This is a genomic window from Aquimarina sp. BL5 (genome assembly GCF_003443675.1).
In the GTDB taxonomy this organism is placed as follows: Bacteria; Bacteroidota; Bacteroidia; order Flavobacteriales; family Flavobacteriaceae; genus Aquimarina.
The window spans coordinates 3,146,830-3,171,558 of sequence record NZ_CP031963.1 but is presented as its reverse complement, the minus strand read 5'-3'; the positions used below and the strand labels follow the sequence as shown (position 1 = coordinate 3,171,558).

At 32.9% G+C, this 24,729-nt stretch carries 27 protein-coding genes; 14 read left to right on the top strand and 13 right to left on the bottom strand.

What is annotated here, in order from left to right:
• Positions 1-26 precede the first annotated feature (26 nt).
• From D1818_RS13430 to D1818_RS13420, 3 genes are all read right to left on the bottom strand, one after another.
• Positions 27-986: a YheT family hydrolase gene (locus D1818_RS13430; RefSeq protein WP_118459519.1), complete on the bottom strand. Its 960-nt coding sequence runs from the start codon at positions 984-986 to the stop codon at positions 27-29.
• Entirely contained in the window at positions 986-1,987 is a 1,002-nt protein-coding gene (locus D1818_RS13425) for a bestrophin family protein (protein WP_118459518.1), read from the bottom strand. Before D1818_RS13425 ends, D1818_RS13430 begins: the two co-directional genes overlap by 1 nt.
• 80 nt (positions 1,988-2,067) lie before the next feature.
• Entirely contained in the window at positions 2,068-2,835 is a 768-nt protein-coding gene (locus D1818_RS13420; RefSeq protein WP_118459517.1) for an SDR family oxidoreductase, read from the bottom strand.
• Between the two features lie 137 nt (positions 2,836-2,972).
• Between D1818_RS13420 and D1818_RS13415 the strand changes: the two genes are divergently transcribed.
• Positions 2,973-3,344 (top strand): hypothetical protein, encoded by a 372-nt coding sequence (locus D1818_RS13415; protein ID WP_147406087.1) that lies wholly within the window; start codon positions 2,973-2,975, stop codon positions 3,342-3,344.
• Positions 3,345-3,346: 2 nt separating this feature from the next.
• Here D1818_RS13415 and D1818_RS13410 read toward each other — a convergent pair whose 3' ends face one another.
• Positions 3,347-4,285 (bottom strand): AraC family transcriptional regulator, encoded by a 939-nt coding sequence (locus D1818_RS13410; protein ID WP_118459515.1) that lies wholly within the window; start codon positions 4,283-4,285, stop codon positions 3,347-3,349.
• A 59-nt stretch (positions 4,286-4,344) separates the two neighbouring features.
• Between D1818_RS13410 and D1818_RS13405 the strand changes: the two genes are divergently transcribed.
• Positions 4,345-4,821: a thioesterase family protein gene (locus tag D1818_RS13405; RefSeq protein WP_118459514.1), complete on the top strand. Its 477-nt coding sequence runs from the start codon at positions 4,345-4,347 to the stop codon at positions 4,819-4,821.
• Here the strand turns inward: D1818_RS13405 and D1818_RS13400 are convergent.
• Together D1818_RS13400 and D1818_RS13395 are read right to left on the bottom strand one after the other, a co-directional pair.
• On the bottom strand, positions 4,813-5,706 hold the full coding sequence (locus D1818_RS13400) for a DMT family transporter (protein ID WP_118459513.1): 894 nt from the start codon (positions 5,704-5,706) through the stop codon (positions 4,813-4,815). The genes D1818_RS13405 and D1818_RS13400 overlap by 9 nt on opposite strands.
• Complete coding sequence (locus tag D1818_RS13395) at positions 5,699-6,052, bottom strand: arsenate reductase family protein (RefSeq protein ID WP_118459512.1); 354 nt, start codon at positions 6,050-6,052, stop codon at positions 5,699-5,701. The genes D1818_RS13400 and D1818_RS13395 overlap by 8 nt, the downstream gene beginning before the upstream one ends.
• Positions 6,053-6,151: 99 nt before the next feature.
• Here D1818_RS13395 and D1818_RS13390 point away from each other — a divergent pair, with 99 nt between their 5' ends.
• A complete protein-coding gene (locus D1818_RS13390; protein ID WP_118459511.1) occupies positions 6,152-6,607 on the top strand; it encodes a DinB family protein in 456 nt (151 codons plus the stop codon).
• Here D1818_RS13390 and D1818_RS13385 read toward each other — a convergent pair.
• A complete protein-coding gene (locus tag D1818_RS13385) occupies positions 6,602-7,357 on the bottom strand; it encodes a DUF3298 and DUF4163 domain-containing protein (RefSeq protein ID WP_162897282.1) in 756 nt (251 codons plus the stop codon). The two genes, D1818_RS13390 and D1818_RS13385, sit on opposite strands and share 6 nt — an antisense overlap.
• Before the next feature lie 186 nt (positions 7,358-7,543).
• Here D1818_RS13385 and D1818_RS13380 point away from each other — a divergent pair, with 186 nt between their 5' ends.
• The 6 genes from D1818_RS13380 to D1818_RS13355 all read left to right on the top strand — a co-directional run bounded on the left by D1818_RS13380 (position 7,544) and on the right by D1818_RS13355 (position 16,333).
• The gene (locus tag D1818_RS13380) at positions 7,544-8,683 is read left to right on the top strand and encodes a cystathionine gamma-synthase (protein ID WP_118459509.1); all 1,140 of its coding nucleotides are present in this window, start codon (positions 7,544-7,546) and stop codon (positions 8,681-8,683) included.
• 103 nt (positions 8,684-8,786) lie between these two features.
• Positions 8,787-10,130, top strand: coding sequence for an NADP-specific glutamate dehydrogenase (gdhA, locus tag D1818_RS13375; protein ID WP_118459508.1), 1,344 nt, complete (start codon positions 8,787-8,789; stop codon positions 10,128-10,130).
• A 123-nt stretch (positions 10,131-10,253) separates the two neighbouring features.
• Positions 10,254-12,521 carry a two-component regulator propeller domain-containing protein gene (locus D1818_RS13370; protein WP_118459507.1) on the top strand — a complete coding sequence of 756 codons (2,268 nt, stop codon included), beginning with the start codon at positions 10,254-10,256 and terminating at the stop codon, positions 12,519-12,521.
• Positions 12,521-13,240, top strand: a complete 720-nt coding sequence (recO, locus tag D1818_RS13365) for a DNA repair protein RecO (protein WP_118459506.1) — start codon at positions 12,521-12,523, stop codon at positions 13,238-13,240. The genes D1818_RS13370 and recO overlap by 1 nt, the downstream gene beginning before the upstream one ends.
• A gap of 3 nt (positions 13,241-13,243) precedes the next feature.
• On the top strand, positions 13,244-15,664 hold the full coding sequence (locus D1818_RS13360; RefSeq protein WP_118459505.1) for a TonB-dependent siderophore receptor: 2,421 nt from the start codon (positions 13,244-13,246) through the stop codon (positions 15,662-15,664).
• Between the two features lie 15 nt (positions 15,665-15,679).
• A complete protein-coding gene (locus D1818_RS13355) occupies positions 15,680-16,333 on the top strand; it encodes an HAD family hydrolase (protein ID WP_370449360.1) in 654 nt (217 codons plus the stop codon).
• Here D1818_RS13355 and D1818_RS13350 read toward each other — a convergent pair.
• The 6 genes from D1818_RS13350 to D1818_RS13325 form a co-directional block, all read right to left on the bottom strand.
• A complete protein-coding gene (locus tag D1818_RS13350) occupies positions 16,330-16,848 on the bottom strand; it encodes a nuclear transport factor 2 family protein (RefSeq protein ID WP_118459503.1) in 519 nt (172 codons plus the stop codon). The genes D1818_RS13355 and D1818_RS13350 overlap by 4 nt on opposite strands.
• Positions 16,849-16,854: 6 nt before the next feature.
• A complete protein-coding gene (locus D1818_RS13345; RefSeq protein ID WP_118459502.1) occupies positions 16,855-17,436 on the bottom strand; it encodes a hypothetical protein in 582 nt (193 codons plus the stop codon).
• A 116-nt stretch (positions 17,437-17,552) separates the two neighbouring features.
• On the bottom strand, positions 17,553-18,587 hold the full coding sequence (locus D1818_RS13340; protein WP_162897281.1) for a M12 family metallopeptidase: 1,035 nt from the start codon (positions 18,585-18,587) through the stop codon (positions 17,553-17,555).
• 281 nt (positions 18,588-18,868) lie between these two features.
• Entirely contained in the window at positions 18,869-19,234 is a 366-nt protein-coding gene (locus tag D1818_RS13335) for a nuclear transport factor 2 family protein (protein WP_158596847.1), read from the bottom strand.
• 163 nt (positions 19,235-19,397) lie between these two features.
• Positions 19,398-19,688, bottom strand: coding sequence for a Crp/Fnr family transcriptional regulator (locus D1818_RS13330; protein WP_118459500.1), 291 nt, complete (start codon positions 19,686-19,688; stop codon positions 19,398-19,400).
• An 85-nt stretch (positions 19,689-19,773) separates the two neighbouring features.
• Entirely contained in the window at positions 19,774-21,165 is a 1,392-nt protein-coding gene (locus tag D1818_RS13325; RefSeq protein ID WP_118459499.1) for a hypothetical protein, read from the bottom strand.
• A 93-nt stretch (positions 21,166-21,258) separates the two neighbouring features.
• Between D1818_RS13325 and D1818_RS13320 the strand changes: the two genes are divergently transcribed.
• The 5 genes from D1818_RS13320 to D1818_RS13300 all read left to right on the top strand — a co-directional run bounded on the left by D1818_RS13320 (position 21,259) and on the right by D1818_RS13300 (position 24,721).
• On the top strand, positions 21,259-21,621 hold the full coding sequence (locus D1818_RS13320) for a VOC family protein (protein WP_118459498.1): 363 nt from the start codon (positions 21,259-21,261) through the stop codon (positions 21,619-21,621).
• Between the two features lie 100 nt (positions 21,622-21,721).
• Positions 21,722-22,387, top strand: a complete 666-nt coding sequence (locus D1818_RS13315; protein WP_118459497.1) for a DUF2461 domain-containing protein — start codon at positions 21,722-21,724, stop codon at positions 22,385-22,387.
• Positions 22,387-22,749 carry a TfoX/Sxy family protein gene (locus tag D1818_RS13310; protein ID WP_118459496.1) on the top strand — a complete coding sequence of 121 codons (363 nt, stop codon included), beginning with the start codon at positions 22,387-22,389 and terminating at the stop codon, positions 22,747-22,749. The genes D1818_RS13315 and D1818_RS13310 overlap by 1 nt, the downstream gene beginning before the upstream one ends.
• Before the next feature lie 92 nt (positions 22,750-22,841).
• A complete protein-coding gene (locus tag D1818_RS13305) occupies positions 22,842-24,056 on the top strand; it encodes an FtsX-like permease family protein (protein WP_118459495.1) in 1,215 nt (404 codons plus the stop codon).
• Complete coding sequence (locus D1818_RS13300) at positions 24,053-24,721, top strand: ABC transporter ATP-binding protein (protein ID WP_118459494.1); 669 nt, start codon at positions 24,053-24,055, stop codon at positions 24,719-24,721. The genes D1818_RS13305 and D1818_RS13300 overlap by 4 nt, the downstream gene beginning before the upstream one ends.
• Positions 24,722-24,729: the final 8 nt, after the last annotated feature.

Below are 24,729 nucleotides of genomic sequence, written 5' to 3'. Positions count from 1 at the left end.
AAATATGGTAAAAACGTTAAGTTTTCTTACCATTTCTGTAAAAACGCTATGGTTTTCTGTTCGTTGTAATAAGTTTCTCCGTGAAGATAAAAACCAACGTGTCCACCAAAATTGGGTATTTCTAAAAATAAATTGGAGTTTTCTTTAGCTTCTTTGATTGGATAACATGCGTTTCCAAGAAAAGTATCATTTTTAGCATTAATGATAAGTGTAGGAATGTCAATACCCTTCAAAAACTGCTTGCTACTGCATTTTGTATAATAATCGATTGCATCAATATATCCGTGTGCTTTGCTTGTATATAGGTCATCAATATCCATTAGAGATTTACACGAACTAATGTCTGATTTACTAATTCTGTCTGGAAAAACCTCTTGTCTTTCACTTAATTTTTCCTTTAGACTTCTAATAAAACGTTGTTCGTATATAAAATTTTTAGGCTTATTGATTTCTTTTAAAGAATCATAAAGATCACAAGGAACCGATACTACTACGGCTGATTTTACCTGAGAAGGAGTCGCTCTTTCTCCTAAATATTTTAATGTGATATTTCCTCCGAGGCTGAATCCACAAATGGAAATATTGCTATAATCTTTTTTGACAATGTGGGTGATAATGGAACTTAAATCATCACTCACACCTGCATTATAGGATCTATATAGTCGATTAACTTCTCCGCTACAATTACGAAGATTTACTGCTGCAACATCCCAATGATTATTATTTAAGTGTTTGGCAAGCCCCATAATATATTGTCGTTGGGCATTGCCTTCCAATCCATGAATTAGTACAGCAACCTTTCTTGTAGATTCCGAATTGGCTGGATAACTCCAATCTATATCTATAAAATCACCATCGTCTAACTCTACACGTTCACGTTGTTGATTAATTCCTTTAACTGTTCTAAGTAAATTTGGGAATATGGTTGAAAAATGACCATTTCTAAAAAAATAAGGGGGCGTGTATTGTGATTCTACTATTGGCATTAATAAAGGATATTATCTTTTGGTTTTTCCTTTTCAGGAAGTTCTTTCTCATCTAACATATCTCTAAGATCAATCTCAATAGTTCTGCATAAAGCTGTCATTGGAACATCATTAATTCTGCCTTCAAAAGGATCTTCACTATTACTGCCAATTTTTTCCATAGTAGTAAATATCCAAGAGACCAAAACGGATAATGGAATCATTAAAAAGATAAACCATGGTTGCAGATGTTGAGACATATCATTAAGTTCATTTTCAAAAACATTTAATAACCCAAAAGGTAATAACAAAACAAAAATCCAGGTAAAAACAGTACTGAAATAAGCATATTGCCGAGGAAAAGGAGTGTTTTTTATACGTTCGCATTTTCCTTGAAGATTGTATAATTCTTCTAATACTCCGTGAAAAAGCTGTTTATCGAATTCGGTTATTTTGCCTGAATTTAATAATTCTTTAATGTGTAATCCTTGGTTTTTTACTAAGTGAGTGGCCGCATTTTTTCTTTCAAGTAAATCATTATACTCTTCGTTTGAAACAAAACTCTTAGTAGCATCACAGGCAGGATTACGCTCTGCATGTTTGTTAAAGAGACGTTCTACAGCTCCATTTTCTTTAATAGAAAAAGAAGTGGGTTGTCTTAATTGTATGCGTAATGCATTAATCCAAGCGATATGACGATAAATCAAAATTCTTTTGGTTTCCTGATCATCATTAACAAGTGTTAAAACTTGATTTGCCCACGTTCTACTATAGTTAACAATACCACCCCAAATTTTCCGCCCTTCCCAGAAACGGTCATAACTCTGACTATTTTTAAAACCAATATAAAAGGCAACAGCTATACCAATCAGCGATAGTGGTTGAAATGGGATGTCTATAAATCTTAAATCTAAAAAATAATACAGCGAAAAAATACTGGCGGTATAAAAGGAGAAGAAGAGTAAGTTTTTCCAAGCGAAGCGAAGGATAAGTCCCCAGCCAATATTACGTTTAATATACATCTACTAATTTTTGTTCTAAAATAAGAAGACCTCAAAGGTTTTCAAAACTCGTGAGGCCTTATTTTCTTTGAAACTCAATATTATAGAAACATTCCTCCAGAAGCTTCTATGCGTTGACCATTAATCCATCTAGCATCTTCACTTGCTAAAAACGCTACTATACCACCTATATCTTTAGCTACACCAACACGACCTAGTGCCGTTACCGAGGATAGTATTTTTTCCAGTTCTGGATTGTTCTCTAAAGCGTCTTTGTTCATGTCGGTATTTATAGCTCCCGGAGCTACGACATTCGCAGTGATCTGACGGGAACCTAATTCTTTTGCTAAATACCTTGTTAATGCTTCAATACCGGCTTTCATAGACGAATAAGCCCCATATCCTGGTAGACTAAAACGTGCTAATCCAGTAGAGATATTTATTATTCTTCCGCCATCATTGAGTAAAGGAAGCGCTTTTTGGGTAATAAAAAATGGTCCTTTTAGCTGGATATTCACAAGATTGTCAAAAGTTGTTTCAGAGGTTTCGGCCACCATTTCGTTAGCAATAATACCAGCATTATTAACGAGAATATCAAATTTTGAAGTGTTCCAATATTGTGAAAGTGAATTCTTGATTTCAGTAAAAAAAGCATCAAATAGGGTAATATCGCCTACATTTAACTGAAAAGCTAATGCTTTTTGACCTAATGCTCTTATTTCTTTAACGGTTTCGTCTGCCAGGGTTCTATTGGAATTATAGGTAACCAAAATATCCGCTCCTTGTTGTGCTAATCTAATAGCCATTTCTTTTCCTAATCCTCTACTGCTTCCGGTGATCAATGCAATTTTGTTTTCTAAAGTTCTCATAATATTTGTCTTTTAAAAGATTATTAAATAATTACACTGCAAATATGATCTAGAAATGGAAGTGCATAAAGGCATATTTTTTAGGAAGCATGGTATATTTTTTAGATTTGGTATTTTTAGAGAAAATAGTTGATGGTATGATTGGATTAAAAGCAGTTTATATAGCAAATATTCTGGTTGCAGGATGGATTAGTATTACTAGCTTATTTTTTCCGAAAAAAGCTGCGCTATCGGTTTTTTCTAATGCATACTCTTATTCCGAAATTATTAGATTGGTTGGAGCTTTGTGGGGAGCAATTTTTGTTTTATCAATATTAGGAGTGTTCTATCCTAAAAGAATGGCATTAGTATTAGTGTTTCAACTTTTATATAAAAGTTCTTGGTTAGCCTTTGTTGCTCTGCCTGCAATAGTACAAAAGAGACCATACCCAGAAGGTATGACTTTGTTTTTCCTAATTTGGTGTGTTGTATTGCCTTTTATAATCCCTTGGAAAGAAATTTTGGGATGAAATCATTTATTTCTGTATTGATTTGGGGTGAAATTGGTTTGTTTTTTAAAGAATTTAGAAAAATGAGTAGGTTCATTAAAACCAAGTCGATAAGCAATTTCTTTTATTGGAGTATTAGATTTAGAAAGTAAAGCTTGCGCTTCAATAATAGTTTTATCTTGTATCCACTTATTAGCAGATTGACCAGTTTTGGTCTTAATAACAGTAGAGAAATAGGCAGGATGCAATTGTTGATTATCTGCAAATGCAGCTACCTGTAAATCTGTGTTTTTTAGATTTTTTGATCTAAATACGCTTTCTAGATCTTTTTTGAATTGATTCACGATTTCACTGTCTCGATCATATGCTATTTTAAAGGAATCATCTTGTAGTAAAAATTCTTTTACTTTTAAAAGAAACACCATAAAAAGTGAACTTATGATTTTATGCCTTAATATAGATTTTTTGCTTTGTTCATTCAGAATCTGCTCCGACAAATGGAGTAATTCATGAAAACGATCTTGATCCAAAAAACAGGGAGGTACCATTTCTGTCAATAAAAAGGAGAGCTCATCAAAAACATCTGCGTGAATATGTTCCTTTAGATATTCTTCTGATGACGTGATAATAAAACCGTGTACAATCTCTTCTATTGCGAAGGATTTTAAATGACCAGGATTTGTAAAATATAATGTATTTGGTTTTGTGTAAAATTTATGATCATCTATTGTGTAAATACTTTTTCCTTTTTTAACTAAAATAAATGAAAAGTAGTTGGCTCTAAACACCGGTGATTCTGTAGGTCTTGGATGAACCTTTTCCATTCTGTGTATAGTAAAATCCGAATCCTGAAGTATACTTTTGCCCACATTCTCATCGTTATAAAGATCAGAAAGTTTATCGTAGGCTTTTATGTGAGAAGATGGTTTCATGTATCGGAATAAAGATACGATTTTTAACATGAGTTTGTTACGCAGGCATAATAAGTGTTTTGTATTTTTGCAGCCTAAAATTAATGAATATGTATTTAAAGGAATTTGAGATTAGATGGAATGATATTGATGCCAACCGTCATTTAGGAAACAAAACATATATAGAATATGCTGCTCATACCCGCATGTCATTTTTATTCGATATGGGTTTTGATCAAAGACTTTTGGGTAAGTTTAATATTGGGCCTATTACATTTTATGAGCATATCTATTATTTTAAAGAAGTTTTTTATGGCAAACCTGTCAAAGTTTCTTTAGAATTAGCGGGAATGAGTGAAGATGGAAAGTTTTTTGAATTCGTACATAATTTTTACGACCATAAAGGGAGGAATTTTGCACGTTGCGAGATGATGGGAGCATGGTTAGATCTAAAAACTCGAAAGTTAATACCCCTTCCTGAAGAAATGCTTCAATTTATGGATAAAGTAGAGCGTCCTGATAATTTTAAGATTCTTACCAAAGAGGATACTAGAAAATTTGCGAAAACACCTGTTGATTTAAGCTAGTTTTTTTGGTTTTTTGGTAACCAGATATACACCTAAAAAAACTAGTAGAGCAGATATAATTTTAACCAAGTTTAATGAATCTGCACCCATCGCCATGGCAAAACTAATAGCCAATAGTGGTTGAAGATAAATAAATGCACCTATAGTTGAGGCTTTTAATGTCTTTAACGCAAATACGTTTAATAAATAGGTGAAGAAGGTAGTTCCTATTACTACAAAAACCATTTTCCATATTACATCATAAGGAAGAGTGGTCCATTGCACTTCACTAAATTCTGAAATTGTAATTGGGAAATTGATAATAACACCAATTAGGAAAAACCACTTCATCAAGGTAAAAGGATGATATTTTGCCGTTAATGGTTTTACTAATACAAGATAAATAGCGTAACAAGCTGCATTAATGATAAATAATATATTTCCCAAAGGGATATTAGGAGCATCTTGTCTAGTTTCTGCTCCAAAAAGAATGAGTCCTAATGCTCCAGAAAAACCAAGTAAAATACCTACGGATCTCAATAATGTAATTTTTTCGCTTAGAAAAATGGCAGATAATATGAATACCAAAATAGGGGAGATGGTAATCATTACAGAACTATTTATTGGGGTTGATAGTTCAAGTCCTTTAAAGAACATCAACATATTAATTACCATTCCAAAAATTGCGCATCCAAATATCCTGAGCCAGTCGCTACGTTCAACTTTTTGTTTTGGAGCCCAGATAGAAGCTAGCCAAAAAAGTGCTGCAGCACCAATGACCCTAAGAAGGATAAAGCCAAAAGGTTTGATGTATGTAGGCATTACTCCTTTTGCTAAGGTGTGATTAACTGCATAAATCAAACTGGCACCAAATGCTGCAAGTAATGCTACTGTTCTTTTATCCATTAATAGCTGTGTTTGCAGCTTCTACTACTTTTTTACTATTTCCAGCAAATATTTGGTTGTTATACAGAATTACAGGACGTTTTAAGAACGTATAGTGTTCGAGTATTAAATTTTTATAGTCGTCTTCTGTAAGATGTTGATTTTTTAAATCCCGTTCTTTATAAAGTCTTGCTCTTTTGCTAAAAAGAGATTCATATGTACCCGAAAGGGATTTAATTTCTTCTAGTTGCTCAGTTGTAATGGATTCTATTTTAATGTCTTGTAAAACAAAATCGGAAGTAGGATTTAGTTCGTTTAAAATCCGTTTGCAGGTATCACAAGTGGATAGATGGTATATTTTTTTCACAGATGATTATTTAAATGTCAAAATCAACACAAAGGAAATTCATTTCACAATGAAAACTCATATTTTTGGCTAAAAATTAAGAACCTTTACTAAGTAAATATGAAAGATCAATTAGAAATCACTAAAACGAATAGAAGATTACTAACCAAAATAATGGATAAGTATTCATTAGAAGATCTAAATAAAGTTCCCGAAGGATTTTCCAATAATCTGATCTGGAATATTGCACATGTAGTAGTTACGCAGCAGTTACTTGTTTATAAATTGAGCGGGTTACCTTTGATCATTGATGATGAAATGATAGATCTTTATAAGAAAGGGACCAAAACAGAAAGAGTGGTGTCACAAGAAGAAGTGGATACAATCAAGGAATTGCTATTCTCTACTCTTGACAAAACAGAAGAAGATATTAATTCAGGGATTTTTAAGGAGTATCAAGAATACCCAACGAGTACGGGTTTTGTATTAAAATCTGTAAAAGACGCTATAAACTTTAATAATTTTCACGAGGGAATTCACCTTGGTTATATTTTAGCACTTAAAAAATCACTATAATATATTTACGGAGAAGTATTTTGCAACCTCTTCCTTATTGAATTTTAATTCAATAGGCCCTTCTGCATATGAACTTATTTCATATTGATTGTACAATAAAATGAGATGAGTGTCAGTCAAGCCAATGTTAGTAGGAAGAGCAAATGTGTCATTTTCAAAAAAGAATCCGGTACTATTTATAGATTGATTTTCAGGGATGTTGTGAATTTTTCTAAAAGTTTTTTCTACAAAACTTGAAAAGAGAATAGTATCTTTTATTAGTTTTTTGTTTGCTATGACTTTGCCAGTTTTCAGATTCATGTTTAGGTATGTAGAATTACCACTTCCGTGAGCACCTCCCGTAAAAATATAAGAATCCACAAGTACAGAGAGTATATCAGTGTTTTGGAAACTCATATCGCAATTTATACTGGCTTCATATGGAATTGTTTCTTGGGGGAACTCTTTTTTCATCTCTTGATAAGAAATATTGAAGCTTTTGATGGCTTTTTCTATGGAGTTTAATGAGGTATTATCTTCCATATTTAGGAGAGCACATGCAGCTTTTTCGATTTCTGCATTGATGCTTTTTGAAACTTCACTTTCGCTTACGGATTCTAATAGAAAGATTTCTGTTATGGCACAATCCGTCGTCTGGCAGTCAAAAAAGTCATTAATTGCTATCGTTCGCTTCTGAAAAGTAAAAGATTCGCTAGTCTCACAGCTGTTAAAACATACTAGAATCACTAGAAAAAAAGCGATCCTCAACATAGTGTTAGGTTTTGTGTTAATCATCTACTAAAGGTATTCGTTGAGATATGATTAGAACGAATTAAATCATACATTTGTTCAGTTTTTTAACATAAAAAGGAACAAGTTAATTTTTTCTGTTCGAAAATTTAAATATTGACTAAAGGAACGTCAAAAAATTAAGAATTATTATAAAAAATTAAGGTATTGAAATTTAATACTAAAACAATACACGGAGGACAAGAACCTGATCCTGCTTATGGAGCCGTAATGCCTCCTATATATCAAACTTCTACATATGCCCAGACCACACCAGGAGGGCATAAGGGATTTGAATATAGTAGAACACATAATCCGACTAGAAAAGCGTTAGAAGATTCTTTTGCAAGTATAGAAAATGGAAAATATGGATTGGCGTTTGGATCTGGATTGGCGGCCATTGATGCAGTGCTTAAATTACTAAAGCCTGGAGATGAAGTTATTTCGACTAATGATCTTTATGGAGGAACTTATCGGTTGTTTACTAAAATATTTGAAGATTTCGGTATCAAATTTCACTTCATTGGAATGGACAATTCAGATAAGGTTGAATCGTATGTAAATGAAAACACCAAATTGATCTGGGTGGAGACACCTACCAATCCAATGATGAATATTATCGATATCAAAGCAATTGCTAAGGTGTCACAAAAGCATAATGTTTTGTTGGCTGTTGACAATACATTTGCAACACCATACCTGCAAAGACCTTTAGATCTTGGTGCTGATATTGTAATGCATAGTGCTACAAAATATATAGGAGGACATAGTGATTTGGTCATGGGAGCTTTAATTGTTAAAGATGATGAGGTTGCGAAGCGTTTGTTCTTTATTCAGAATGCAAGCGGAGCTGTTTGCGGGCCTCAAGATAGTTTTTTAGCGCTTAGAGGAATTAAAACATTGCACGTTCGTATGCAACGTCATTGCGAGAATGGAGAAGCGATTGCGAAATATCTTAAAAGCCACCCTAAGATTGAAAAAGTATATTGGCCAGGATTTGAAGATCATCCGAATCACAATATTGCTAAAGAACAAATGGATGGGTATGGAGGTATGATATCCTTTATTCCTAAAGGCAGTAATTTTGATGAAGCGATAAAAATAGTAGAAAATTTAAAGATTTTCACTTTAGCAGAATCACTTGGGGGCGTAGAAAGTTTAGCTGGACACCCAGCCAGTATGACACATGCGTCAATTCCAAAAGAAGACCGTGAAAAAACAGGAGTAGTCGACGCTTTGATCAGATTAAGCGTCGGGATAGAGGATGTAGATGACTTAATTGCAGATTTAGAACAAGCAATTAGATAAAGTATTATTAAATTCAAAAAAATAGATGTATTTTTTTGAGAATAACATATATTTGACACGTTAAATTAACCTTTAAAGAAGAATCTTTTAATCCTATTAACATATGCAAGCAAAGATAGATGCATTCATGGAAGAAGTAAAAGCTCGTAATGCACATGAGCCAGAGTTCTTACAGGCAGTACAAGAAGTAGCAGAGACTGTTATCCCATATATCGCTACAAAGGAAATTTATAATGGGAAAAACATTCTATTAAGAATGGTAGAACCTGAGAGAGCTATAATGTTCCGTGTACCTTGGGTAGATGATAAAGGAGAGATACACGTAAATAGAGGATATAGAATTCAGATGAATTCTGCAATTGGACCATATAAAGGAGGACTTCGTTTTCACCATTCGGTGAATTTAAGTATTCTAAAGTTTTTGGCTTTCGAACAGGTTTTTAAAAATAGTTTAACTACACTTCCTATGGGTGGTGGTAAAGGAGGGTCTGATTTCGATCCTAAAGGAAAATCTGATGATGAGATTATGCGTTTTTGTCATAGTTTTATGAGCGAGCTTTTTAGGCATATTGGTCCTAATACAGATGTACCTGCTGGAGATATAGGAGTAGGTGCACGTGAGATAGGATTCTTATTTGGTATGTATCGTAAGATGCGAAATGAATTTACTGGAGTTTTAACAGGAAAAGGATTAAGCTGGGGAGGATCTGAGATTCGTCCGGAAGCAACGGGTTATGGTACTGTATATTTTGCAGAAAATATGCTAAAGACCAAAGATGATTCTTTTGATGGGAAAACTGTTTTAGTATCTGGTTCAGGAAACGTAGCGCAATATGCTACAGAAAAAGCAATCCAATTAGGCGCTAAAGTAGTTACGCTTTCGGATTCTTCTGGATATATCTATGACGAAGATGGAATCGACGAAGAAAAATTAGCTTTTGTAATGGAGCTTAAAAATGAAAAAAGGGGACGTATCAGTGAGTATGCGGATAAATATAGTTCTGCAAAGTTTCATAAAGGAAAAACTCCTTGGAGTGAAAAATGCGATATAGCATTGCCTTGTGCTACACAGAATGAATTAAATGGTGAGGATGCAAAAATATTAATTGATAACGGATGCATGTGTATTAGTGAAGGGGCGAACATGCCTTGTGATTCTGATGCAGTAGCAGCTTTTCATAAAGCTAAGATATTTTTCGCACCTGGTAAAGCATCTAATGCAGGTGGTGTAGCTACCTCAGGATTAGAGATGACTCAAAATTCATTACGTTTTAAGTGGACTAGAAAAGAGGTTGATGAAAAGTTAAAGCAGATAATGAATGATATTCATGAAAAATGTGTTCAGTATGGAACTGATGATGATGGTTACGTTGACTACGTTAAAGGTGCAAACATTGCAGGTTTTGTAAAGGTTGCTGATGCTATGCTGGCGCAAGGAGTTATATAAATAATCATAGGTATTTATAACGAAAGCCGTTCTAGTATATTAGAACGGCTTTTTTCATTATTTAAAAGCAATATTTAGTATTTTAGCGTGTTATCAAAGGCAGGTTAATATCACTCATAAATTATGCAATATTTCAGACAATTAATATTCCTAATCTTTCCAGTATGTCTTTTTGCTCAAGATTTTAGTAATCAGTGGACCGGACATTTTTCGTATTTTCAGATTAGAGATACATATGCAATTGATAATAAAGTGTATGTGGCTTCTGAAAATGCTATTTTTATTTATGATACTGATACTAGAACTTCAGAAACTTTCTCAACGATAAACGGGCTATCGGGAGAAGTTATTTCGGCAATTTATCACAGTGACACATATGATATTACGGTTATTGGTTATGAAAATGGATTATTAGAGTTGGTTATAGATGATGAAGTTAGAACGTTTGTGGATATATTAGAAAAACCGACAATTCCTCCAGTACAAAAGAGAATTAATCACTTTTTCGAAAATCAGGATAAATTATTTATTTCTACAGAGTTTGGAATTGTAGAGTTTAATTTAGAAAGAATTGAATTTGGAGATACGTTTTTTGTTGGCCCGGCAGGATCACAAATAAATATTACAGGAACAACCGTATTAGACAATTCTATATACGCAACTACTGCTAGTAACGGTATATTAATAGCAGATGTTACTAATCCAAACTTAGTCGATTTTAGTCAATGGACTACATTGATTCCTGGAGGGTATAATGGGATTACATTGTTTAACGATCAAATTTTGGTTTGGGAAAATAGTAACCTTGTTCGTAGATTAGAAGGTACAGTATTAACTACTGTTGTTACAGGTCCTGCAAATATTATAGATGCATCTGTTAGTTCAGAAGGTTTAACTGTAGTTACATCTAATACAGCTTTGATAGTGGATTCTAACTTTCAGGAGATAGCATCTGTAGTCAGTACTCCAGAAGACACTTTTTTACTTAATTCTGCATTAACCTTTGATGATAATATATATATTGGAACTCGGACTAAAGGATTGTTAGAGATTGGTTTAAATAACCTAAATTCTAAAACCTCAGTTACTCCTCAGGGGCCATTGCTTAATTCAGCCTTTGGTTTAGAGGCTTTAAACGATAATTTATGGGTGGTTTTTGGTCAGTATGACGTGAATTTTAATCCATTTGGGTTTGGACCACTTAAGCAGTGCGGTATTAGTAAACTTACAGCGAGTGGATGGTTTAATATTCCTAAAGATGAAGTCCTTGGAGTAACATCGTTATCTCATATATCCATAAATCCTAATAATGAAGATCAGGTTTTTATTAGTAGTTATGAGGATGGTTTATTAGAGGTAAATAACAACGTTGCTACTGAATTGTACAATGAGACTAATAGTGATTTTGGTGATGCTCTAAGGTTGAATGGTTCGGTATTTGACAATGAAGGAAATTTGTGGATTAATAATTCCAGAATTGATAATGGTTTAAGAAGATTTTCACCAAGCTCATCACAAATTTTAAATGTAAACTTAAGTGAATTTATACCAAATCCTGGAGGTAATCTTGGTTTTTCTGATACGGTAATTGATAGAGAAGGAAATTTGTTTTTGGGAGGTTGGAATTCAGGAGTAATTGGTTATAATGCTACTACAGGAAACCTAATCCAGTTATCAGGAGAAGGAGAAGGTTCTAACTTACCTAGTGATTATGTTTTAGCTTTAGAAGTAGATCGAAATAATCAATTATGGATAGGTACCTTTAGAGGGATCAGAGTGTTATTTAATACTTCGGGAGCGTTCCAACAAAATAATCCGCAAGCTAGTCAGATTATTATCTTGGATGAAGAAGGTGTTCCTCAAGAACTTTTGTTTGATCAAACAATCACAGATATAGAAGCGGATGGATCTAATAATAAGTGGGTGGCAACGGCATCATCAGGTGTGTTTTATTTTTCTTCAGATGGTCAAGAGACATTAGCTCATTTCACTAAAGATAATTCTCCCTTACCTACGAATAATATTAGAGATATTTCTGTAGATGATTCCACAGGATCCGTTTATTTTGCGACTGGACTAGGGTTGCTTGAATTTAAAGGAACAGCGACAGGACCCGAAAGTAATCTGGATAATGTAGCCGCATTCCCTAATCCAGTACGACCTGGGTTTAATGGACCAGTTACCATAAAAGGACTAACAAGTAGGGCGAATGTGAAAATTACAGATATTGAAGGTAATCTAGTGTATGAAGAGATTAGTGAAGGAGGTAGCATTCAGTGGGATACTACTGCTTTTGGAAGGCATAAAGTAGCTTCAGGAGTATATCTTATTTTAGTTACAGGAGAAGATCAGGCAGAAACAACTGTTTCTAAGCTTTTGATTGTTAGGTAATGATTGTGCAAACTTCAGCTATAGTAATTCACTCTTTGCGTTATGGAGAAAGTGATTTAATAGTTTCTTTGTTAACAAAAACTAGTGGATTACGTTCTTATCTATTAAAAGGTATATTAAAATCAAAACGAGGGAAAATAAGATCATCCTTGTTTCAACCTTTGACGTTATTAGAGATAGAAGCTAATCATAAAGATAAAGGTACTTTAGAAAGGATTAAGGAAGCTAAAATTCTAATTCCGTATCAATCGCTACATACAGATTTTGTTAAAAGCTCATTAGTATTTTTTCTTTCGGAAATATTAAAAAATACAATTCAGGAAGAAGAAGTAAACGAAGAACTTTTTCATTATCTGGAAACCACATTTCTGTGGTTAGATTCTCATGTTAATATAGGGAATTTTCATATTTCGTTTTTGATAAAACTCACGCAGTATTTAGGTTTTTATCCTGATGTGTCAGATATCTCTTTGCCTGTCTTTAATATGCAGGATGGTTGTTTTCAGTATGATAGTTCAAATGTATATTGTATAGAAGGAAGTAGTGTTTTAATGTTCAAAGAGTTTTTAGGCACGACATTTGAAGAAAGTATGAGTATTAAAATGTCTAGAATGGCAAGAAATGAAATTCTTAGCATGTTATTAGTATATTTTGAGCTACATTTGCACGGTTTTAAAAAACCGAAGTCGCTTTCTATTTTGAATGAAATTTTTAGTTAAGTAATGCGCTTATTTTTAATTGTTGTATTCACTTTATTTTTTATCACAGATAATGCTGCTCAAAGTATCACGGTGCTAAGTAGATCAAATAATCAGCCGATTCCTAGTGTTACAATTCATAATAAAGCAAAATCGAAAACGGCGCTAACGGATTTTGATGGAATCGCCGATATTTCGGTTTTTTCTGAAACTGAAACGCTATATTTTGTTCATATTTCTCATATTACTGCTACATCTACTAAATCTCAAATTATAGCATCTTCTAATATTGTATATCTTGAAGTAGATGAAAATCAATTATCCGAGGTTGTTATTTCTGTATCAAAATGGGAACAGGATAAAAAAGATGTAACCCAAAAGATTGTTAGCATAACCTCTGATGAGATTGCCTTTTCTACACCGCAGACTTCTGCAGATCTTTTACAAAGTAGTGGTCAAGTATTTATACAAAAAAGTCAATTAGGAGGAGGAAGTCCAATAATTCGTGGATTTTCTACCAATAGATTATTGCTTACTGTGGATGGAGTGCGCATGAATAATGCAATTTTTAGAGGAGGAAACGTACAAAACGTAATATCTGTGGATCCCTTTACTATAGACAGAACAGAAGTGATATTAGGTCCTGGATCGGTAGTATATGGAAGTGATGCTGTTGGTGGTGTAATGAATTTTTATACAGCACAACCAAAGATTGCGATACGTGGTAAAAACAAATTGAGTGGAAATGCAATAATGAGATATGCCAGTGCAAGCAATGAGAAAACGGGGCATATTGATTTTAATATCGGCTTAGAAAAATGGGCGTTTTTAACAAGTGTGAGTTATACGGATTTTGATGATCTAAAAATGGGGAGTCATGGTCCAGATGATTATTTGCGAAATGAATATGTAGAGACTATAGATGGCGTAGACACTGTTGTAGAAAATGATGATCCAGAAACTCAAAAATTCACTGGATATGATCAAATAAATTTTTTACAAAAAGTACATTTTATACCTAATGAAAGATGGGACATCAATGCTGGTTTTATCTATACAAAAACATCAGATTATCCTAGATATGATCGTTTGATTCGTCGTAGAGATGGAAATTTGAGATCTGCAGAATGGTATTATGGACCTCAAAAATGGTTAATGGGAAATCTTCAGTTAACCAATAAATGGAAAAATCGATTGTATGATAAGGCAAAATTCACAGCAGCTTATCAAAATTTTCAAGAAAGTAGAAACGATCGTGATTTTGGAAGTGATATATTGTCTAGAACTAAAGAAGATGTAGATGCGTATTCTGCTAATATTGATTTTGAAAAGAAGTTTGATGATAAGACATCTGTTTATTATGGGTTAGAATATATTATAAATCAAGTGTATTCTGAAGGTTCAGCTTTAAATATTGTTACTAATGATGTCACTGCAGCACAATCTAGGTATCCTAATGGATCTACTTGGCAGTCTATAGCGGCATATGCTAGTTTAAAAAGCAAATTGAGTGAGAAATTAAGATTTCAAGGAGGTATTCGTTATAATAGAATTATTTTATATTCAGAATTTGATGATGCATTTTTTGACTTTCCATTTACAGAAGCTAATTTAGATACAGAAGCTTTTACAGGAACTGCTGGAATTAGTTGGTTGCCAAATGATATTCTACAATGGAAATTTAATTTTTCAACGGCATTTAGAGCACCTAATATAGATGATGTTGGTAAAATTTTTGATTCCGAAGAAGGTTCTATAGTGGTGCCTAATCCAGATTTAGAACCAGAATATGCATATAATGGTGAAATTGGTCTAACTGTAAATCTAGGTGAAAATTTTAAAGTAGATCTAGCTACGTATTATACGCAATTGGATAATGCACTAGTTCGAAGAGATTTTTTATTTAATGGGAGTCCTACTGTTACAGTGGGTGAAGGAGCACATGAAGAAGAGTTGGGTGTTCAGGCAATTCAGAATGCAGCAAATGCACAAGTTTATGGTTTCGAAGCTGGTATTAGTTATGATTTTATAAAAAACTTTAATCTCTCTTCAAAATATACATTTACTGATGGAGAAGAAGAGTTAGATGATGGTTCCATTGCGCCATCCAGGCATGTGGCTCCGCAATTCGGAAGTTCGAATCTTACCTATACTAAAGATAAATTGATGATTGATTTCTCGGCAATATATAATGGTCAATTTGATTTCGAAGAATTAGCGCCATCACAGCAAAATAACGACTTTTTATATGCGCTTGATGAAAATGGGAATCCATATTCTCCCTCTTGGTATACACTTAATATACGATCAAGATACCAGTTTACTAAAAGTTGGCAAGCTACATTGACTATGGAGAATATTACAGATCAACGTTATCGGCCTTATTCTTCTGGTATAGCAGGTGCTGGGAGAAATTTCATTCTATCACTTAAATACTCTTTGTAACTAAAATTATTTCTTCTGAAAGATACACTTTATATATTCGACATTGATGGTACTTTAACCGATAGTGTAGCAATGTATCTTATTTCTGTAACTAAAGCTATGATGAGTTTAGGAATTAAGGATGTAGATACTGATTATAATAATTATAAACATCATACAGATAGTTATGCATTACGTTATAATTATGAGCGTAATTTTAAAGATACTTTTTCGAAGGATTTATTAAAGGATTTCGAGAATGATTTGGTAAAACAAATGCTTGAATTTGATCCGGTAAAAGAGATTAAAGGAGCTAAATCTTTAGTGCAATTTTTTAGGGATAATTCTATACCGTTTTGTTTTGCAACCGGCGCGTTACCCGAACCAGCAATGCTAAAACTAGAACAATGTGATATTTGGTATGATAAATCGTTATTAGCTACTTCTATGACACACGAGCCAAGAGAAGGGTTTGTTCTTGATGCGGTAGAAAAAGCAAAAGCTTTTTATGATAAGCCTGTTTTTAGAAATATCGTTTCTGTAGGTGATGGACTTTGGGATCTAAAAACAGCTCAGAATCTATCCTTGGATTTTGTTGGAATAGGAAACAGGAACAAGAAAAAACTATTAGAAAACGGAGCAACTAAGTGTTATGACGATATGGAAGAGTTTAAAAAAACTTTGTTTTAGTTCCGCTTACTCCTTAGTTTCTTTATTAAATCATTATCAAAGGTTTTTTTTAGGGCAGTAATTTCTTTTACATTTTCATTAGGTATAGCAATAGAAAGTACATAATGTTTTACTTTCCAGCCATCTTCCACTTTTTCTAATACGCCACTACCGCGGCAGATACCCATTTGCGTATCTAATAGCTCATCAAACCAAGCTAGATTTGCTGTAGGTTGTGCAAATATATTTCTTTCCAAAGTGCTAAAACTCCATGCTTTTCCTTTGTCAAAATAAGGTTTGGAAAATGCTTTAAAAGAGGTTAAATCCCAATTTTCTGTAGCATCAGTTCCAATAAATATTGCATCCTCTGTCATTAACCCAAAATATGAATCATACGAAGCATCAGCAGCAGCTTTATGCCATTGCTCTAAAACCTGGTTGATTTCTTCTTTTGGATCTGTGATTTTAGTGTCTTTTGTCTGAGCTGTGGAGTTAATGACAATCACTAGACAAATAAAAACAATGATATTTTTCATAATAATTTACTCTTCAATTTCTATATTCTTTTCTTCCGGATTTAGAATGGAGTCCCTTAAAATATCTCGCTCTCTCAGTAGTTCTTTTTCAATATCTTCTGGTATTGCTAATGACAATTCATTTAACTGAATAATTAAACTATTATAGGCTGTAAGTAACCTGATATTGGCATCCATTAGTTTCTGAGCATCTTGATTTTGTTTTTGGGTTAGCTGCAATAATAATCCGGACTCTGTAGCTAAAACTGAAATTCTAGAGCTTATAGGATTCACTTTTAAATCCTCAGATAAATTTTCTTTGAAATTTTGCACTAATAAATCGGCGCTATCTGCATATTTCTTGATATGAAAAGGATTTGATTTGTTCAAGGATAGTATTAAATTCTTAAGATTCTGGAAATCTTCAAAGCTTTCTAAATCTTTAGCTGTTTGTGTAGAAAGTTTTAATACGTCTATATCAGCTTTTTCTTTAGATAAACTGTCAAGTAGAACAATTTCAGTTTTCTCTGTAGTGTTAATGGTGTTCTCATTTTTACACCCAAAACAGATGATAGTAAGTATTAATAATAAGGATAATAATGATCTCATCATAAGATTTTCTATAACAGACCAAAAATAGGAAATATCGTTGCAACTAAAAATTAAAAGCCTTAGGTATTATGAACCTAAGGCTTAAAACAATTTATCAAATATAATATTATTGATTATGCATAATACCAAGCGCCATTAACATAAACTACTTCTCTCCATCCTGTAGAACTGTAGTAGTACCATTTATTGTTATATCGGTATACTCTTAGTCCATAAACTGTGTAGTATTGTCCATTTTCGTAGGTTGGTTCACCACCGCCGTTACCACCATCAGGGTACATTTTATCAATTCCTTCTAAATCTGCTGTAGATAATGCATTTCTCTGAACAGAATATGTGCTTCCATCTTTTTTGGTAATCGTTGGTTGACCGTTTCTAGAGAATGAATACGCACCATACATCATGATAGATCCGAAATCTAATGTACCAGTATATTCGTCTCCGTCATATCCTTGTTCTACATAAGTTTTGAAGTTGAAATCTCTACCGGATTGTATGTTTTGAAAGTTAATGGTAACATATTGATCTCTATCGGCTCTACTTTGTTCATGCCATAGTCCAACGGCATGACCAATTTCGTGAATAGTGTTTCCTGTACTACAGCCACTTGCCAAATTGATATTTTGTCTTCCACCTACCATTCCTACACTTGATGAACATCCGCTACCAGGTCTAAAATAGATATAGTTGGATTCATTAGTTCTTTCGATAAAAGTAAGATTGGTATTGTTCTCCCAGCTAGCAATTGCGTTAGTAACTCTAGCTTTATTAGGAAGGTCACTTGCTATGGTGTAGTAAACTGTATTATCAGGCCATCTACCAGAGGTACGTCCAACACTTCTGCTTAAAGAAGCGTCTTGTCCATCTTCTAATACAAAATTAGAATTTTCTGTGTATACCTCGTCCTTAGGAAGGATAATGTCACCTTCAAAAATTCTTTTTCCATCTACTAGTTCATAGCTGATTGGTAATCCTGCGTAAAAACCTTCTTCGGTTGTTCCAATTTTATTGAAACTAGCTCTTTCAGCCCCATCAAAGACTTGAGTATCCGGGTTCAGGTTTTCTAATTCAGAAATTGGTTCATTTTCTGAACATGAGAGTACGGCCATGGCTGTACCCAACAATAAGATTGATTTGTTGATTTTCATTTGAGTTTGTGTTTAAATTATTAATAATATGTTAAACCCAAATGATTATCAAATATTACTTTTTTGTAACAAATTAACTTTTGATTAAAAAAAACGGTTAAAATGTTAAACTGAGTTTAAAAGTATTTTGAAATAGACGCTTTTATCCTTCCTTCAATACTATTGAATGTTTTTGTATTACATTTAATTGGGGGAATTTTACACCTTATGATTCGATAAATAAAATCCATTTATATTTAAGTTAGTAGCTAGTAGTTCAAGACTACGAGCTTTTCTATGTATCAAGAACCTGGATTCTGTATCGCCAAGTCGGATATAATTTGCCACTGATCTTCATTGTTTTTAATAAGAAGAAACGTGACTTGCATACTACTTTCTTTATTTTTTAAAAGAACAATTGCTGTTGCAGAATGTTTAGCGACATTAATGTTCAGAAATTCTGTATCATATTTTTTACCACCAATTTTCTCCTGTGTCATTAATGCAATGTATCCAGCTCCCGGAATGATCGAAGTTTTTTCTGGAGTAGGATATTGATTAACTATAACCCTAAAATCTGGATGTAATATTGTATCAAAGGCCGGTATATCTCTTTTTTCTCCAGCAATTATAAATGTTTCTATTACTTCTGTGATTTCTTTTTTCATATCCTTTTCTGAGTTTTGAGACTTACAATTGGTTGTACTTAAACAAAAAGTGCACACCATAAGAATTATCATGCTTTTCATCGTTTTAATTTTAAAGTTTTATACGATATGAAACTAGAAATATGAGTAAAGGAATAATGTGACTATCGTCACAAAATAAAACTTATAAGGATCTTTTTCTGATTCTACTTAGAGTTTCTCTTGTGACGCCCATATAAGAGGCTAAATGTTGAAGTGGAATTCGCTTAATTAGTTCGGGATTGTTTTTTAATATGTATTTATAACGATCTTCTGGTTTTAGGGAGGTTAGCATAGAAGTAAATTTATGTTGTTCACTTAACAGATGTTCTAATAACTTTCTTCCTAACCGTTCGAAAGAGGCTGACTTATCATATAGTTGTAAAAGATCGCTTCTTTTGATATAAAACCCTTCTACATCCGTAATAGCAATCATACTTTTTATAGAGGTTTTTTGAGAAGCAAGACTTGTAATTTCACTTGCAAAATCTGAAGATAGAAAAAAAGAACTATAAACTTCTTTAGTAATAATGATTAATCCAGTCGTTAAAATCTATATATCCGATAATATACTGAGGAACTGGGTCTTCCTTTAATTGTTCAGAAAGTTGATCAAATGCTTTTTTCTTTTCTTTTTCAGGATATTCAACAGTTTTTGATAAAAACTTTAATAATAATTTCTCATAGGATTCTATGTTTTTTTGCTTTTTTAAATGTTTTTTTATAGCATCAATTAGGTATCTTAAAGTAAACTCATTTTGGAGTTCATAATGCACTAAGAGATTAAGCCAATATGTATAAGTGATTAGATCTTTTCGATCTTTTTTGGTTTGACAATTAAGAATATCATTGATCCAATGTAATGCCTTTTTATAATCTTTTTTCTGAAAGTATATGTTGGCAAATTGAAAGCGGAAAGAAAGCCAGTAATCTGCAGGGATCATCGTTTTGTTATTGCTAATGAATTCCTGAATATTCTCAATCACCTCTTGCGTATTGTGAAGATCTTTAAGGTTTCTGTGGATTTCTAATTCAATGTTATAAAGTCGTAAGGTTTCTTTTATTAAAGAAGCAGAAGATGTTGTAATTTCTTTTGCTTTTTGTTTTAATAGTAAAATTCTAACAAAAGCTTCTTTGTGTAAGTTTTTAAATACCAGATACCCAAGATAGTTGTTGTAGACCGAGAAGTAGGTTGTGAAATACTCTTTTAGTAATTTTGGATTCTGTTCCCATTCTTTTATGAGTTTTTCTATAGTATGTTTTGCTTTTTCATAGTTTTTTGCTGCAAGCTGTTTTCGGTATATATGAAGGGTTTTTAATGTTTTGTTCTGAATTCGATGTGTTTTTTTATGAGATAAAGAGAAATTTATGGGATCAATATTTGCTAATAAAAGATTGATATACTCTACAGTTGAGTTAAGTGAAGTTTTTTGTTTTGAGACAATGTTTTTTAAAGTTTCGAAATCCTGCGGATATAGAGCCTGGTGTACTTTTCTTTTCCAATCCCGAAGTTGAAATAATAATAAATCTTGTTGGAAATGTATCGCTTTTTTCTCTGCTCGATTTAGTTCGCTTTCGCAAACGGTATATAAGCCTTTATGAAACAAAATTTCTATATTACGTAGAATGTCTGTTAATTCTGCTTGTATAGAAATTCGGGCATGATAATTTCTTAAAGATTGTAAAATACGTTGCTTTAAGTAATTTTTTATTGTGGTTAATTGATTTGTAAAGGCTTTGTTTTTAAATAACTCTTTAATTTCGGCTTCGTTATATTTTTTTTGCGCATCAATTGCATTAAATAATGTTACGTATTCTGACGTTTCATTTCCTTTTATATTAACTTTAAAATAACGCTTTTCGCTCTTGGTTAATGACTTTATCAGAAAAAATAATTCTTCGTTTTTTTTCATTTTAGAAACCTATGTTTTTTCAAAAATAATGTTTTTCTTGCTGACTTCTATCGTATACCTTTGAGATATTCTTAATCAATACAATATATTATTATGTCAAATGCAATTAGCTGGTTTGAAATACCAAGTACCAATTTTGAAAGAGCAGTAAAGTTTTACAGTGAACTTTTAGAGACAGAGCTTCAGCCTATGGATATGGAGTTTAAAATGGCATTTTTTCCATACAAAGATGGAGGTGTAGGAGGTTGTGTAACAAATGGAAATGGAAACACACCTTCTCAAGAAGGAACATTTGCTTATCTTAATGGAGGAGATGATTTATCTGTTCCATTAGCTCGTGTAGAGAAGGCGGGAGGAAAAATTTTAATGCCAAAAACGTCTATTGGAGAAAATGGTTTTATGGCAATTTTTCTAGATACGGAAGGAAATCGAGTAGCGTTTCACTCCATGACTTAACGTTTTTTTAGTTGTTATTTAGAGTGAAGTCATAACACGCAAGTTTTGATTTCACTCTAAATAACAGTGTGATTATATTTAAATTTTAATAATTTGGTTTATGCAATATTTCACCGAAGATTTCACCGGCTTTTTTGAAGAACTATCAAAGAATAATCATAAAGAATGGTTTCATACACATAAAAAGAGATATGAAGCAAGCGTCAAGAAACCTTTTGAGGTTTTTATAAGCAAAATGGTTCAGGAAATACAAAAATATGACCCTAAGTTAAAGATCGAACCTAAGGATTGTATACTTCGTATTAACAATGATATTCGTTTTTCTAAGGATAAATCACCATATAATCTACACTATACTGCATTTGTATCCAGAGGTGGTCGTAAAGACAAGAGTATTCCAGGGATGTTTTTGCGTTTTTCTCCGGAGATGGTAGGGGTTATGGGAGGATGTTTTGGTATTTCGAAGGAGCAATTACAGAATATAAGAACTAAAATCAATCAAGATCCCTCGGCATTTAGAAAACTGATAGAAGTTAGTGATTTTGTTCAAAAATTTGGGGAGATCAAAGGGAGAGCTTTGAAGCGAATTCCTAAAGAATGGAAAGAAGCATATAAAAAGGAACCTTTGATTGCCAACAAACAGTTTTATTTTGTAGGAGAAGAAGCTCCATCTCTTATTACTAGTGAATCTCTTGTTGATGAGCTTATGGATTATTGGAAAGTGATGCATCCTGTAAATGAGTATTTAACCAAAGCAATTCTATAATGGCATACAGCGAATATATAGCCGATCGGATTCATCGGGTTTTCCAGGAAAAAAGAGCAAATTTCTATACAAAGAAAATGATGGGAGGTCTCTGTTTTATGGTAGATGATAAGATGTGCTGCGGAATCCATTATGATAAAAAGAAGGAGACAGATCTTTTAATGGCTCGTATAGGAGAAGAAGCATATACAGAAGCGATAAAAAGAGAAGGTTGCCTTCCTATGGATTTTACGGGCAGACCAATGAAAGGATATGTTTTTGTAACCGCAGATGGGTTTGATCTGGATGAAGATCTGGAATATTGGATACAATTATGTTTGGATTTCAATCCTTTGGCAAAAAAGAGTAAAAAGAAAAAATAATTTTTCAAACCGATAACGGCTTTTCAATTAGGATACTTATTTCTTTTAACATACTTCTGTAATCCTATCCTTGCTTTCTCGACCTATGGGATATGTCTAAGCAAGTTTTTAATAAAACGAACGTATTTATAGCATTACAATATTTATTTGCAAGAAAGAAGCAAAGCTTTTTAGCAGCGATAGGAGTTTTATTAGGTGTAACAACTTTTATTGTTATGATCAATTTTATGACGGGAGTTAATGACTTTCTGGATGATGCAGTCTTTAATGGAAGTCCTGATATAATAGTTAGTGCAAAGTCTAAAAAACAATCTACCACAACTTCTAATTTATTATCCAATTATATAGAAAACAGTAACAAGATTGATGATGTTCTGAAAGTCGATGATAATGTTCAATCCTTTGCACACCAAATCATTTCGCCAGCAATTTTGATTAGCACATCTAAGCAGTTCCCTGGCAGTATCAATGGGGTTTTTCCTGCTCAGGAAAGTAATATGGTAAACTTAGAAAGACGATTAATAGAAGGAGAAGGTTTTCAGAGTTTGTTAAAAGAAAATTCTATACTGTTAGGAGTTAGTCTGGCCAAACGATTACAAGTTTCTGTAGGAGATCAGATAAAAATGATACTCCCTAATGGTAAGAATCAAGAGCTAAGAGTTTCCGGGATATTTAGTTTCGGAATAACCACTATTGATAATGTAAGAACCTATGTTTCTGCAAGCACGTTACAGAATTTATTAGACCAAAAAAATAGTATTACAAACATTCATGTAAAACTAAAAGATAGAGATGATGTTCGTCTAAAAAGCGATTTAACTGATAATATTGATGGAATCGCGACAGAAGACTGGAAGGATAGTAATAAGACGATAGTGATAGGGAATAAGGTTCGCGATATTCTTACCTGGTCTGTTTCTTTTGCACTACTTTTAGTAGCAGGATTTGGAATTTATAATATTCTTAATATTACAGTGATCCAGAAGAGAAAAGACATTGCGGTGCTAAAAACCATTGGGTATTCTAGTAATGATATTGTGTTTATTTTTCTTATACAATCACTTATTATTGGAGTATTAGGTGCGTTTTTCGGAGTTTTTTTTGGATACCTAATTAGTTATTTAATTTCTACCACACCATTGGATACATCAGATTTTATAATTGTGGATACCTATCCCATTAATTTTAAGATGTCATATTATATGCTAGGATTTTTCTTTGGAATATTGACAACTATTTTTGCAGGGTATTTTCCTTCCAAAAAAGCAAGTAAAGTGGATCCTGTGACTATTATAAGAGGAATATGATTTTAGAAACACAACATATAGATAAGTATTTTCTTGAACCAGAAAAGCATCAGGTATTAAGAGATGTTTCTTTGTCAATTTCTGAGGGGGAACTGGTTTCAGTATTTGGAGAATCCGGAAGTGGAAAATCAACCTTATTATATATTCTATCAACCTTAGATACCGATTTCGAAGGAAATTTGAATATATATGATCAGGATATTAAAAATTTGGCATCTTCGGCTCTCACCGATTTTAGAAATAAACATATTGGATTTGTATATCAATTTCATTATTTGCTTCCTGAGTTTAGTGTACTACAGAATGTAATGCTTCCAGCAATGAAATTATCTCAAAAAAGCAAAGAAGAGATTAAAGAAAATGCCTTGGGTTTATTAGATGAAGTAGGCATGAAAGCTTTTGCGAAACGGCCTTCATATCAGCTTTCTGGTGGTCAACAACAGCGAGTGGCTATTGCCAGAGCTCTTATTAATGACCCAGCCTTAATTATAGCCGATGAACCAACCGGAAATCTGGATCAAAAAAACTCTGAGTTAATTTTTGAATTACTTAAAGAAATAACCACATCTAGAAATAAAGCGGTGGTCATCGCAACACATAATCCTAAAATTTATCATAATTCTCACCGTAGTATTGAAATGATTGATGGTTCTATACGACTATAAGCGTGTAA